At 65.5% G+C, this 12,562-nt stretch carries 13 protein-coding genes; 5 read left to right on the top strand and 8 right to left on the bottom strand.

Going from position 1 to position 12,562, the window contains the following annotated elements; all coding sequences use genetic code 11:
* Positions 1-49: 49 nt before the first annotated feature.
* On the bottom strand, positions 50-1,294 hold the full coding sequence (locus PVW49_RS17935) for a sarcosine oxidase subunit beta family protein (protein ID WP_048530998.1): 1,245 nt from the start codon (positions 1,292-1,294) through the stop codon (positions 50-52).
* Positions 1,295-1,456: 162 nt separating this feature from the next.
* On the opposite strand from PVW49_RS17935, the gene ruvX reads away from it, so the two are divergent.
* Positions 1,457-1,930: a Holliday junction resolvase RuvX gene (gene ruvX, locus PVW49_RS17930; protein WP_048530996.1), complete on the top strand. Its 474-nt coding sequence runs from the start codon at positions 1,457-1,459 to the stop codon at positions 1,928-1,930.
* 14 nt (positions 1,931-1,944) lie between these two features.
* On the top strand, positions 1,945-2,181 hold the full coding sequence (locus PVW49_RS17925; RefSeq protein ID WP_074835091.1) for a DUF1289 domain-containing protein: 237 nt from the start codon (positions 1,945-1,947) through the stop codon (positions 2,179-2,181).
* 7 nt (positions 2,182-2,188) lie between these two features.
* Here the strand turns inward: PVW49_RS17925 and PVW49_RS17920 are convergent, their stop codons facing one another.
* The 3 genes from PVW49_RS17920 to dusA form a co-directional block, all read right to left on the bottom strand.
* Positions 2,189-2,950: a hypothetical protein gene (locus tag PVW49_RS17920; protein ID WP_274591212.1), complete on the bottom strand. Its 762-nt coding sequence runs from the start codon at positions 2,948-2,950 to the stop codon at positions 2,189-2,191.
* A gap of 118 nt (positions 2,951-3,068) precedes the next feature.
* Positions 3,069-3,893, bottom strand: coding sequence for a sulfite exporter TauE/SafE family protein (locus PVW49_RS17915; protein WP_074835094.1), 825 nt, complete (start codon positions 3,891-3,893; stop codon positions 3,069-3,071).
* Between the two features lie 59 nt (positions 3,894-3,952).
* The gene (gene dusA / locus PVW49_RS17910; RefSeq protein ID WP_074835095.1) at positions 3,953-4,954 is read right to left on the bottom strand and encodes a tRNA dihydrouridine(20/20a) synthase DusA; all 1,002 of its coding nucleotides are present in this window, start codon (positions 4,952-4,954) and stop codon (positions 3,953-3,955) included.
* A 137-nt stretch (positions 4,955-5,091) separates the two neighbouring features.
* On the opposite strand from dusA, the gene PVW49_RS17905 reads away from it, so the two are divergent.
* Genes PVW49_RS17905 through PVW49_RS17895 form a run of 3 tightly spaced genes read left to right on the top strand, consistent with a single transcriptional unit; the run spans position 5,092 to position 7,647 of the window.
* Positions 5,092-5,220, top strand: a complete 129-nt coding sequence (locus PVW49_RS17905; RefSeq protein WP_274591211.1) for a hypothetical protein — start codon at positions 5,092-5,094, stop codon at positions 5,218-5,220.
* Positions 5,221-5,266: 46 nt separating this feature from the next.
* Entirely contained in the window at positions 5,267-6,361 is a 1,095-nt protein-coding gene (locus tag PVW49_RS17900) for a carboxynorspermidine decarboxylase (RefSeq protein ID WP_274591210.1), read from the top strand.
* Positions 6,362-6,405: 44 nt separating this feature from the next.
* Positions 6,406-7,647 carry a saccharopine dehydrogenase family protein gene (locus PVW49_RS17895; protein WP_274591209.1) on the top strand — a complete coding sequence of 414 codons (1,242 nt, stop codon included), beginning with the start codon at positions 6,406-6,408 and terminating at the stop codon, positions 7,645-7,647.
* Positions 7,648-7,727: 80 nt separating this feature from the next.
* Here PVW49_RS17895 and PVW49_RS17890 read toward each other — a convergent pair whose 3' ends face one another.
* The 4 genes from PVW49_RS17890 to PVW49_RS17875 are packed head-to-tail and all read right to left on the bottom strand — an operon-like array spanning position 7,728 to position 12,558.
* Complete coding sequence (locus tag PVW49_RS17890) at positions 7,728-8,858, bottom strand: alpha-hydroxy acid oxidase (protein WP_274591208.1); 1,131 nt, start codon at positions 8,856-8,858, stop codon at positions 7,728-7,730.
* A 10-nt stretch (positions 8,859-8,868) separates the two neighbouring features.
* Positions 8,869-10,395 carry a sulfatase-like hydrolase/transferase gene (locus tag PVW49_RS17885; RefSeq protein ID WP_274591207.1) on the bottom strand — a complete coding sequence of 509 codons (1,527 nt, stop codon included), beginning with the start codon at positions 10,393-10,395 and terminating at the stop codon, positions 8,869-8,871.
* Positions 10,396-10,414: 19 nt separating this feature from the next.
* The gene (locus PVW49_RS17880) at positions 10,415-11,998 is read right to left on the bottom strand and encodes a tripartite tricarboxylate transporter permease (protein ID WP_083415939.1); all 1,584 of its coding nucleotides are present in this window, start codon (positions 11,996-11,998) and stop codon (positions 10,415-10,417) included.
* Complete coding sequence (locus tag PVW49_RS17875) at positions 11,998-12,558, bottom strand: hypothetical protein (RefSeq protein ID WP_074835104.1); 561 nt, start codon at positions 12,556-12,558, stop codon at positions 11,998-12,000. Before PVW49_RS17875 ends, PVW49_RS17880 begins: the two co-directional genes overlap by 1 nt.
* Between the last annotated feature and the right edge of the window lie 4 nt (positions 12,559-12,562).

Here is a 12,562-nt window from a genome sequence, read left to right as displayed (position 1 = left end):
CCGGCGGCCCGACGAAAACGCGCCGCAGTGCGGAACTCCGCCGATGGGGTCAATGCGCCACCCCCGCCGCGACGCTTTCGTCGATGAACCGCCCTTCACGGAAGCGATCAAGCGAGAAGGCCTCGGTCAGCGGCGAATGGCCCTTGGCCATCAGCTCGGCCATGCCCCAGCCCGAGCCGGGGATCGCCTTGAAGCCGCCGGTGCCCCAGCCGCAATTGATGAAACAGCCCTCAAGCGGGGTTTTCGACAGGATCGGAGAACGGTCGCCGGTCATGTCGACGATGCCGCCCCATTGCCGCAGCATCTTGAGCCGCGAGATCATCGGGAAAGTTTCGATCAGCGCGCGCACGGTTTCCTCGATGTGATGAAAACTGCCGCGCTGGGTGTAGTTGTTGTAGCCGTCGGCGCCGCCGCCGATCACCATCTCGCCCTTGTCGGACTGGCTCATGTAGCCATGCACGGTATTGGCCATCACGACGACATCCATGCAGGGCTTGATCGGCTCGCTGACCAGCGCCTGAAGCGCCACCGATTCCACCGGCAGCCGGAACCCCGCCATCTCGGCCAGCACGCCGGAATGGCCGGCAACCACCAGGCCGAGTTTGTCGCAGGCGATCTCGCCCTTCGAGGTGGTCACGCCGGTGACCCGTCCGTCCTGCTGGCGCACGCCGGTGACTTCGCATTGCTGGATGATGTGCATGCCCATGGCCGAACAGGCACGGGCATAGCCCCAGGCCACCGCATCGTGGCGCGCGGTGCCGCCCCGGGCCTGCCAAAGCGCGCCGAGCACCGGATAGCGTGGCCCCTTGAGCTCGATGATCGGCACCAGTTCCTTGACACGGGCGGGCGAGATCCACTCCGTCTGCACCCCTTGAAGGGCATTGGCATGGGCGGTGCGCTGATAGCCGCGGATCTCGTGCTGGGTCTGGGCCAGCATCATCACGCCGCGCGGGCTGAACATCACGTTGTAGTTCAGGTCCTGGCTCATTGTCTCATAGAGCGACCGCGCCTTTTCGTAGATCGCGGCCGAGGGATCTTGCAGGTAGTTCGAGCGGATGATCGTGGTGTTGCGGCCGGTGTTGCCGCCGCCGAGCCAGCCCTTTTCGATCACCGCAACATTGGTGATGCCGAAATTCTTGCCAAGGTAATAGGCGGTCGCCAGCCCGTGTCCGCCGGCGCCGACGATGACCACATCATAGTGTTTCTTCGGCTCCGGTGAGGCCCAGGCGCGCTCCCATCCAAGGTGATAGCGCGCGGCTTCGCGGGCGACGGCAAAGGCTGAATATCGCTTCATCTGGCTCGAATCCCAATTGTGCCTGTCGGGGCTCTCTCTGTGGTGGTTCTAGAAGACTAGGCCAGTCTGCCCGCCTATCAAATCCGCCACAATGCCGATCAATCACGACATGGTGGGCCCTACAGGCTTTTCCCCTGCCCGCCCGGCGCGTTAGAGGGGTGTATGATCGTGGAAGATATCGCAGATTTCGCCAAAGCCCTGCCGCCGATGACGGCGATTGCCGGGCTTGACCTGGGCGACAAGACCATCGGGGTGGCCGTGTCCGACAGCTTCCGCTCGGTGGCGACGCCGCTGGAAACCATCCGGCGCAAGAAATTCGGGCTGGATGCCGCCCGGCTGCAAGAGATCCTTGCCGCGCGCGGCATTGGCGGGGTGATCCTGGGGCTGCCGCGCAACATGGACGGCTCCGAAGGGCCGCGTTGCCAATCCACTCGCGCCTTTGCGCGCAATTTTTCGCGGCTCTGGGACGGGCCGATCGGATTCTGGGATGAACGCCTTTCGACCGTCGCCGCCGAACGGGCGCTGCTCGAGGCGGATACGTCTCGGAAACGTCGCGCCGAGGTGATCGATCACGTCGCCGCCTCTTATATCCTGCAAGGGGTGCTGGACCGGATGCGCCATTTGGGGGGCGCATGACAAGAGGAGATCGGATGAAGGACGAGATCTGGAAACGCGACGAGATCGAAAGCCCCTGCGTGCAGATCTGTGTCATCCATCCCGAGGCGCGAATCTGCGCCGGCTGCCTGCGTTCGGTCGAGGAAATCACCCGCTGGTCAAAAATGCACTCGGAGGAACGCCGCGCCATCATGGACGAGCTGCCCAACCGGCGCGGCCACCTGAAAAAGCGTCGCGGCGGGCGCGCGGCACGTCAAGGGCGCAAGGGCTGAGCGTCGGTCAGCCGTCGCGTTCGAGCACCACATCCGCGGCGTTCAAGGTGCCGTAGGCGCCGGCGACGATGACGGCGGTCAACCCGCCCTGGTCGTCTTCGAGCACAACGGCGGCATCCATGCCTTCGCTGCCGCTGGGTTCGATACTGACCTTGGTATCCTCGCCCATGCCCTCCGGCAGCATCAGCAGAAGCTGCTCGGCCCCGGCGGCGAAATCGGAGATCACCGGCACGTCGTCGTCCTCGGCCGGCTCGGCAACACTCTCGGCCTCCTCCGTCACGGTGTCGCTCTCGGGCTCTGGCGCCACGGTGTCGCTCTCGGGCTCTGACGCCGCGTCTTCATCGAGGGTCGGCTGCACGGCTGCATCGTCCTGGGCCACGTCTTCCGCGATCTCTTGCGGATAATCGTCAGCGTCGAGGCCTTCGGGCGGCACCATTAGCGCCTCCCAGTCGACCGACGTCTCGTCTTCTTCCGGCGCGTTGTCCGCGTCTGCGGCCGTCTCCCCGGCGGCGTCATCGCCGCCAGCGGAATCGGCGCCAGCCGAACCCGGCATGAATTTGGCCAGATCGAGCGAGGCGCCCATCCGGCGCACCTGGCTCAACAGGTCTTCGCCCTCGCCGCCTTCGTAATCCTCGCCGAGATCGTAATCCTTGGCCGCGGCCGATGCAGGTTCCGCCGCCGAATCCTCCGACTGACTTCCGATGCCGGTCATGCCGGCGATACCTGCCGCGGCCAGCCCGGTTCCCAACAGCATAAGCATTTCCAGCATGGGTCTCTCCTTTTGCCTCTGCGCCAAATTAGGCAGGCAATTGGGGACGAATTGGACGGAAATGAGATTGTTTCGGTTCAGGATATGGCAGAAATGCGCCGCCGGGCTTGCCGGCCGGTCAGCCCCAGATCGCCTTGCGCAGCATGTTGAGCGCCACCAGGATCAGGAAGGCGGCAAACACCCGTTTCAGCGGCTTGGGATCCATCGCATGGGCAATCCGCACGCCCAGCGGCGCGGTGATCAGGGTCATGGCGATGACAATGCCGAAGGCCACCAGGTTGACCGCGCCAAAAGTCAGCGGCGGCCGGTTGTCCGGCGCGATCTCGAGGAACAGGAACCCCGCCACAGAGGGCACCGCGATGATCACGCCAAAGCCCGCCGCCGTCGCCACCGCCCGGTGGATCGACACGTTGTACAGGCTCATCAAGGGCACGCCAAAGCTGCCGCCGCCAATCCCCATCAGCACCGAGAGAAAGCCCATCGCCGGCGACATCACCGCCCGCCGCAGCCCGCCCGGCATGGCATCCCCCAGCCGCCAATGGGCACGGCCAAAGCCCAGGTAGAGCCCGATCACGATGCCCAGGACGCCAAACAGCGCCTGCAAGGTCACCGACCGCAAGGACGCCGCCGCCAGCACCCCGAGCACCGCGCCGATGGCGATGCCCGGCGCCCAGGTCCGCAGAATGCCCCAATCCACCGCGCCCTTGCGGTTGTGACTCAGCACCGAACGCATCGAGGTGACGATGATCGTCGCCAGCGAGGTCGCCAGGCACATCTGCATCAGCTGCGGCCCGTCATAGCCAAGCGTCTGAAAGGCGTAGAAAAACGCCGGCACCAGCACGATACCGCCACCGACGCCAAGCAGCCCGGCCAGCACGCCGGCAAAGCCGCCGATCACGGTCAGCAGAACAAACATCTGGATCAGCAGCATCGTGTCGGGCATGGCCTGTCTCCTAAAGGGTCGGCTGGCCATACACCGTTGGGCGGCAAAGGAAAAGCCGCTCAGCCCGCGGCCGCCACTCCCTCGACCTCGGCCAATGCGCGCAGGACAAGTTCAGGCCCCGCGCCCTTTTGCGAGGCCCCTTCCGAAAGCACCCGCCGCCACTGCCGCGCCCCCGGCCGCCCGGCGAACAGCCCGAGCATGTGCCGGGTGATCTGGTGCAACCGGCCGCCCGCCCCCAGATGCGCCTCGATATAGGGCAGCATGGCGCGCACCGCTGCATCCGGCCCCGCAAGCCCGTCGGCCTGACCAAAGATCGCCGCGTCGGCCGTGCCGAGGACATCCCAGGGCTGGTGATAGGCGGCGCGCCCGATCATCACCCCGTCGAGCCCGGCATCGAGAAACGCCCGCGCCTGCGCCAGCGAGGCGATGCCGCCATTGACCGAAAGATGCAGCTGCGGAAACGCCGCCTTCATCTCCTGCACCAGCGGGTAGTCCAGCGGCGGGATATCGCGGTTTTCCTTGGGCGACAGCCCCTGCAACCAGGCCTTGCGGGCGTGAATCGCAAAGCGGCCCACCCCGGCCGCCGCCACCGTCTCGAGAAACGCCGGCAGCACCTCGCGCGGCTCCTGGTCATCGACACCGATGCGGCATTTCACCGTCACCTCGACATCCACCGCGGCGCGCATCGCGGAGCAGCACTCGGCCACCAGCTCGGGCTGCTTCATCAGCACCGCGCCGAAGGTGCCCGATTGCACCCGGTCCGAGGGGCAGCCGACATTGAGGTTGATCTCGTCATACCCCGCCTCGGCTCCCAGCCGCGCGGCCGCGGCCAGTTCTGCCGGATCCGACCCGCCCAGTTGCAGCGCGACGGGATGTTCTTCGGGCGAGAAGTCGAGCAGATGCACCGCCCCGCCCCTCACCAGCGCCGGCGCCGTCACCATCTCGGTATAAAGCAGGCTCTCACGGCTGAGCAGGCGGTGAAGGTAGCGACAATGGCGGTCGGTCCAGTCCATCATCGGGGCGACGGACAGGCGGGCAGCATTTTCAACATTACGTTTCAACGTCTTAACCTCAACACCGGGTGAGCCACATGTAGCACGTTCTGCGCGGGTTTCCGGGGATTTCGATTCTGGATTGCCACCGTGTAGCACACCGGCGCCGACAGGACACCGCGACTTCATGTTGCGCGGACAGCCCCATGAGGCACCTCCCTTCGCGCTCGGACCACCCCGAACCGCCCGAGAAAGCCCGGCCGTTCCGGCAGACCCGCGCTCCGCTGCGGCGGTTGGCGATCAAGGGCTTTGCGTTGTCCGGCGACATGCTCTAATCGGGACTCCCCGCCAGAGGGATCGGCCCACGGAAAGGATTTTGCCTTGCAAACCCCCTTTTATCTGATCGACAAGTCCTGCCTGCTGTCGAACCTGAAAAAGATCGCCTGGCTGCGCGAGGCCTCGGGGGCCAAGTCGCTTCTGGCGCTGAAATGTTTCGCCACCTGGTCTGTGTTCGATTTCATGGCCGGGTACATGGACGGATCGACCTCGTCCTCGCTCTACGAAGTGAAGCTGGGCCACGAAAAATTCGGCGGCGAGACCCATGCCTATTCCGTGGCCTACGCCGATGACGAGATCGACGAGGTGCTGGCCCATTGCGACAAGATCATCTTCAACTCCATCGGCCAGCTCGACCGGTTTGACACGGCCTCGGAAGGCCGGGTTCGTGGCCTGCGGGTCAATCCCGGCGTCTCGACCTCGGATTTCGATCTGGCCGATCCGGCGCGTCCGTTCAGCCGCCTGGGCGAACATGACCCGGCGCGCATCGCCGCCGTGGCCGACCGGATCAGCGGGCTGATGTTCCACAACAATTGCGAGAACGCGGATTTCGACCGCTTCGACGCGATGCTGACCCTGATCGAAGAGCGCTTTGGCGAGACCCTGCACCGGATGGCGTGGGTCAGCCTCGGCGGCGGCATCCATTTCACCGGAGCGGGCTATCCGCTGGAGCGGCTGGCTGCCCGGCTGCGGCAGTTCTCCGAGCGCTTCGGCGTGCAGGTCTACCTCGAACCCGGCGAGGCGGCGATCACCGGGGCGGCGACGCTCGAAGTCACGGTGCTCGACACGCTCTTCAACGGCAAGAACCTGGCCATCGTCGACAGTTCGATCGAGGCGCATATGCTCGATCTGCTGATCTACCGCGAGAACGCCAAAGTCGCGCCCGACACCGGCCCGCATGAATGGATGATCTGCGGCAAATCCTGCCTTGCGGGCGATATCTTCGGCGAATTCCGTTTCGACGCGCCGCTCGCGCCTGGCGACCGGATTTCGTTTCAGGATGCCGCCGGTTACACGATGGTCAAGAAAAACTGGTTCAACGGCGTAAAGATGCCCGGCATCGCGATCCGTGAACTCGACGGCAGCCTCACCAGGGTGCGCGATTTCGATTACGCGGATTTCCGGTCCGCGCTTTCCTGAGACGGGAAACCCCTTCTGGCAAATACATGAGGTCTGTTGAACACATGAAACGCAATGTTCTAATCATCGGTGCCGGCGGCGTCGCACAGGTCGTGGCGCACAAATGCGCGCAGAACAACGATGTGCTGGGCGATCTGCATATCGCCAGCCGCACGGTTGCGAAATGCCACGCGATCATACAGAGCGTGCATGACAAACAGGCGATGAAACAGGACGGCGTGTTCGAGGCCCATGCGGTCGACGCCATGGACAGCGATGCGGTCGCGGCGGTTCTGGACAAGACCGGCGCGCAGATCGTGATCAATGTCGGCTCGGCCTTCGTCAACATGACCGTGCTCGAGGCCTGCATCCGCACCGGGGCCGCCTATATCGACACCGCGATCCATGAAGACCCGGCCAAGATCTGCGAAACCCCGCCGTGGTATGCCAACTACGAATGGAAGCGCCGCGAGGATTGCGCCAAGGCCGGGGTGACCGCGCTGCTCGGCGCCGGCTTCGATCCCGGCATGGTCAATGCCTTTGCCCGCTTTGCCATCGACGAATTCATGGACGAGGTGACATCGATCGACATCGTCGACATCAACGCCGGCGATCACGGCAAGTATTTCTCGACCAACTTCGACCCCGAGATCAATTTCCGCGAATTCACCGGCACCGTCTACAGCTGGCAGGACGGCGCCTGGCAGAGCAACAAGATGTTCGAAGTCGGCCGCGACTGGGAACTGCCGGTGGTCGGCACGCAAAGGGCCTATATGTCTGGCCATGACGAGGTGCATTCGCTGGCGGTGAACTATCCGCAGGCGGATGTGCGGTTCTGGATGGGCTTCGGCGATCACTACATTAATGTCTTTACCGTGCTGCAAAACCTCGGGCTGCTGTCGGAACAGCCGGTGACCACTGCCGAGGGGCTCGAGGTGGTGCCGCTCAAGGTGGTCAAGGCGGTGCTGCCCGATCCTTCGACGCTGGCGCCGAATTACACCGGCAAGACCTGTATCGGCGATCTGGTCAAGGGCACCAGGGACGGCGAAGAGGTCGAGGTCTTTGTCTACAACGTCTCCGACCACGAAAAGGCCTATGCCGAGGTCGGCAGCCAGGGCATCTCTTACACCGCCGGGGTGCCGCCGGTGGCGATGGCGATGCTGGTGGCCGATGGCACCTATGACCACGGCGCCATGATGAATGTCGAAGAGCTTGACCCCAAGCCGCTTTTTGCCCTGCTGGACCGGATCGGCCTGCCCACCCGGGTCAAGGACGCAAAGGGCGACCGGGAATGGCACCGCGCCTGAGCCGGAGACGGCGGCCCGCCGGCTGACGGCAGGTGGCGGGCCTTCGGGCGGGAGCCATGCCTCCCGCCGCCGCGGATGATCTATGCCCGATAGATGTCGCTGCGCCCGATGTCGCCGGCCCGCGTCTTGCCGGCGAGGCCCATGGTGGTGCGCAGTTCCTTCTCCAGCAGGGTCAGGAGCTTTTCGATCCCCGGCTGCCCCATCGCCCCCAGCGCATAGACCATGGCCCGGCCCAGAAGAACGCCCGATGCGCCCAGGGCGCGGGCGCGAAAGATATCCATGCCGGTGCGGACACCTGAATCGAGTATCAGCTCGACCCGGTCGCCCACCGCATCGGCGATCTGCGGCAGCCAGGAGATGGAGCTGCCCGCCCCGTCGAGTTGCCGGCCGCCGTGGTTCGACACCACGATGGTCTCGATCCCCATGTCGGCGGCGATGCGGGCGTCGTCGACGTCCATGACCCCCTTGAGGATCACCGGCCCGCCCCATTCCTTGCAGATCCAGGCCACGTCGTCCCAGTCCAGCGCCGGATCGACCATTTCCGCCGCCCAGGTCAGGAGGCTGGCCAGATCGTCGACCCCCTTGGCATGGCCGACCACATTGCCAAAGCTCAGCTTCGGCCCGGTCAGCATGTCATAGGCCCAGCGGGGTTTGGTGGCGATATTGATCAGGTTTTTCAGGCCGGGCTTGATCGACAACCCGTTCTTGACGTCCTTGTGCCGCTGCCCCAGCATCGCGAGGTCCATTGTCACCACCAGTTGCGAACAGCCCGTCGCCTTGGCGCGGTGGATCAGGTCACGGACGAACTCGCGGTCCTTGACCACGTAGAGCTGAAACCAGAATGGCGCGCCGGTGGCCTCGGCCACCTCTTCGACCGAGGCGATGGACATGGTTGACAGGATGAAGGGCACGCCGAATTGCCGTGCGGCCTTGGCCACCTTGATCTCGCCGCCGATGTTCTGGATGCCCAGCATCCCGACCGGCGCAAAGGCCACCGGCAACGCCGCCGCCTCGCCCGCCATCCGCGCCGATGTGTCGATCTCGGAAATATCGACGCCCACGCGCTGGCGGATGTTGAGCCGGGCGAAATCGCTCTCGTTACGGCGGAAAGTGCTCTCGGTATAAGAGCCGCTTTCGGCGTAGTCATAGAACATCTTCGGCACGCGGGCCTTGTAGAGCTGGCGGAAATCCTCGGTGCAGGTGATTGTCATGCCGGGCGCCTCACGCCATGCCCACGGGGACGCGGTTGGGCTGGATGTCGTCGGGGCGCGACATCAGGATATCGGTCAGGTCGGCTTGCAGCCGCGTATGATCCGGGTTGTCGAACAGATTGTGCAATTCCTGCGGATCGGCCGCCAGATCATACATCTCGCCGGCGCCGGATTGCAGATCCATGGTCAGCTTGGCGGTCTTCGAGCGCACCGTGCGCAGGCTGAGGCCGACGCCCACCCGCCCCGGCAGCAGTTCCCATTCGCTGAGCGCGCCGTCGCGGCTGCCCTCGCCCGAGATCACGTCGCGCATCGACCGGCCGTGGGTGTCCATCAGGCTGTCGGCGCCGGCCCAATCCATGAAGGTGGCGCCCAGATCGAGCGTCGACAACGGCTCGTGACTGACGCGGCCCACCGGCACATCCGGCCCCTTGATGATGGCCTTGACGTTGAGCAACCCCTCGAAGGGCATCGGCCCTTTCAGCACCAGCCCATGGTCGCCCAGCCAGTCGCCGTGATCGGCGGTGTAGACGATATAGGTGTTGTCGGCCAAACCCTGCGCCTCGAGCTCGGCGAGGATCCGGCCGACCGAATGGTCGATCAGCGCAAGCTGGCCATAGGTGTTGGCGATGACCTCGCGCAGATGCGCGTCGGACATTTCCGCCAGACGGGAATATTTCGCCCGGATCTCGGCGTGCTCCGCCGGGATCTCGGTTTCCACCGCCGCCTGGTGCCACCACGGGCGCCCCTCGAAATCGCGGGTCCGATGCTCGGGCAGGTCGACATCCTCGGGCCGGTGCAGCGAGGCCCAGGGCTCGGGGCAGTCGAACGGGTGGTGCGGATCGGGAAAGGAGACCCAGAGGCAGAAGGGCTTGCCATGGTCCTGCCTGAGAAAATCGACGGCGCGGTCGGCGATCCAGGTCGAGTTGTGCCAGGCCACCGGCAGCTTCGACGACCAGGTCTGCGGCGCCCCCTTGTGATCGCGTGTGCTTTCCCACAGCAGCTTGTTCTTCCAGGCGCCGCGGCCGTCGCCGTAATACCATTCCTCATAGGCCAGCCCGGCGGGCGGCTCTTCGGGCAGCCACCAGTTGTGGCCGATATGGACCAGCTCGGCATGGTCGAACCCCATGTAGGGCCCGCGCCAGCCCGCGGGCACGCGGGCCGACCCCGGGATCGACTCGACCGTGTCGCTGTCGCCAAAGACGTGATAGGTGGCGAAATGCGCCTTGCCGATCTTGGCGGTGTGATAGCCCGCGGCCGAAAGCGAGCCGGCAAAGCCCTTTTCACCGAGCTCCGGGTCAAGATCGATGCCGTTGTCATGCACCCCATGGGTGCGCGGCAGAAGTCCGGTCAGGATCGAGGCGCGCGCGGGCTGACAGACGACGCAGGGCGTCACCACGGTCTCGAGGCTGGTGCCCTCGCTGGCAAGCAGGTCGAGATGCGGTGTCTGCACCTTGCGGCCGCGGAAGCCGTAGCAATCGCCGCGCTGCTGATCGGAGGTGATGAAGAGGATGTTCGGGCGGGGCTTTTCTTCGGTCATGGGGTCTCCTAACGGGGGATCAGCAATCGGGGGTTGGCGTACCGCGCAGCCAGCCGGCGCCCAGCACGATGGCGGCGGACAGGGCCAGGAACAGCAGCGAAACGGGGCTGGAAAACAGGAACCAGGGGTCGCTGCCCGATGCCTCGAAGGCGTTTCGGATCGCGGTTTCCAGCGGGCCTGCGAGGATATAGGCGATGACGAAGGGCAGGATCGGCACCCCGGACTGGCGCATCAGGTAGCCGAGGACGCCAAAGCCCAGCAGGATGTAGACATCGCTCATCGCGCTGCCTTCGACATAGACCGAGGTAAGCGTCAGCAGCAGCACGATCGGCAGGAGCACCTGCTTGGGAATGCGGATCAGCCCGCCCAGCAGCCGCATGAACCATGCGCCGGTCAGCCAGTTCAGCAGATTGGCCACCACCATCAGCGTAAAGAGTGCAAAGGCCACCACCAGTTCGGGGTTCACCTCCTCGGCGGAAAAGCGGAATACTGCGGGCCCGGGATTGAACCCGCCGATGGTGTCGGCGGCGAGGATAATGAAGACGGCGGCGACATTGCCGGGAATGCCGAGCGACAGCGCCGGGATCAGGTTGGCGCCCGAGACGGCGGAATTGGCGGCCTCGGTGGCGGCAATCCCCTCCGGCGCGCCCTGGCCGAAAGCGGGCGTGCCGCGGTGCATCTTGCGGCCGGCGGTATAGCCCATGGCGGCGGCCAGCGTCGTGCCGATTCCGGGCAGCGCGCCGATCATCGTGCCGATGCTCATCGAGACGCCGATGAAGGGCAAGAGCCTGCGGCGCTCGGCAAGGCTCAGCGCGCTGTCACCCGGCGCGAGCTGTTCGGCTGCCGCCCGGCGGGCGCGTTTCGACAGGTACATCTCTTGCAGCGAGACAAGGATCTCGCCCACCACGAGCACGCCGATCACCACCGCGATGGTCGGCAGGCCCGGCGCCAGTACGTCGCTGCCCAGCGACAGCCGCGGATAACTGTCGGTGCCGGTGCCGATCGACGCCACGAAGAGCCCGAAACAGGCGGCCAGCAGGCCTTTCCAGGTGTCCTTGCCCACCACCACGGCGACAAAGGAGAGCGACAGGATCATCAGCGCGGCCTTTTCGGGCAGGCCGAGAAAGGCCTCGATGCTGATCGCCAGGAAGGGCGCGCAGACAAAGAGCACGATATCGGAAAAGCTGTCGCCGCTGACCGAGGCGAAATGCGCCACCCGCAGCGCCTTGCCGCCCTGGCCGTTTCTGGCCATCGGGTGGCCGTCGAGCGTGGTCATGAAGGCATCGGGCGTGCCCGGCGTGTTGAACAGGATCGCCGGCACCGCGCCGCCCAGCGTCGCGCCCTTCATGACGCCGACGAGAAAGCCCAGCACCGGCAGAAGCGCATCCGGGGTGAAGCCGAAGATCGAGATCAGGATCGGCAGCGCCAGAGCCATGACGAAAGGCCCGGAGAGCCCCGGCGTCGCGCCGATCAGCACGCCGGTGAAAAAGCCCAGCGCCACGAGGATCACCGGCCACGACAGGACAAGCGGTCCGAGCACCAGGGCCGGGTTGGCGGTGAAGGCCTCGAAGACCCCGGCGAGGATATAGTCGAACACACCCATCAGAAATCACCGTTCGGCGGCAGCAGAAGATTGTCGAACGGCAGGTCATAAAGCAGCGCGATCACCAGCGTCGCGACGAAGGCCAAGGCGGCCAATCGCCAGCTTGGGCGATGCTGCGAAAGCGCGATGAGGCCGAAGGTCATCACCGTGCCGCCCAGCGCGAAGCCCAGGTATTTCCACGGCGCCGTGGCGCGCAGCACCCGGTACGGGGTCTCGCCGCCGGTGACGATCCAGGCCAGGATCGGCCCGGTCAGCAGCATCAGCGCCAGCCCCGCCGCCAGGGTGGCGGCGAGCCAAGCAAGAAAGCGCGGATCGATGCGGCCGGCCGCCGGTTCGGCATCGCGCAGCAGGCTGCGCACCCCGATCACCGCCCCCGCCAGCGCCATGCCCGCCGCCGAGAACACCGGCAGCATGGCATCGCCGATCCGCACATTGCGGCGCCAGACGTCGATCACGCCGGTGTCGACGTCGAGCGGGATCCAGACGGCCAGCGCCAGCAGGGCAAAGCCGCAGCCCGTCAGGGCGACCGCGAGGTTGCGGAGGTGTCCTCTAGGTGTCATGGCG

Source organism: Marinovum sp. PR37 (genome assembly GCF_028807375.1).
Lineage (GTDB): Bacteria > Pseudomonadota > Alphaproteobacteria > Rhodobacterales > Rhodobacteraceae > Marinovum > Marinovum algicola.
The sequence above is the reverse complement of the archived record's forward strand: the minus strand, read 5'-3'. Positions and strand labels throughout refer to the sequence as shown.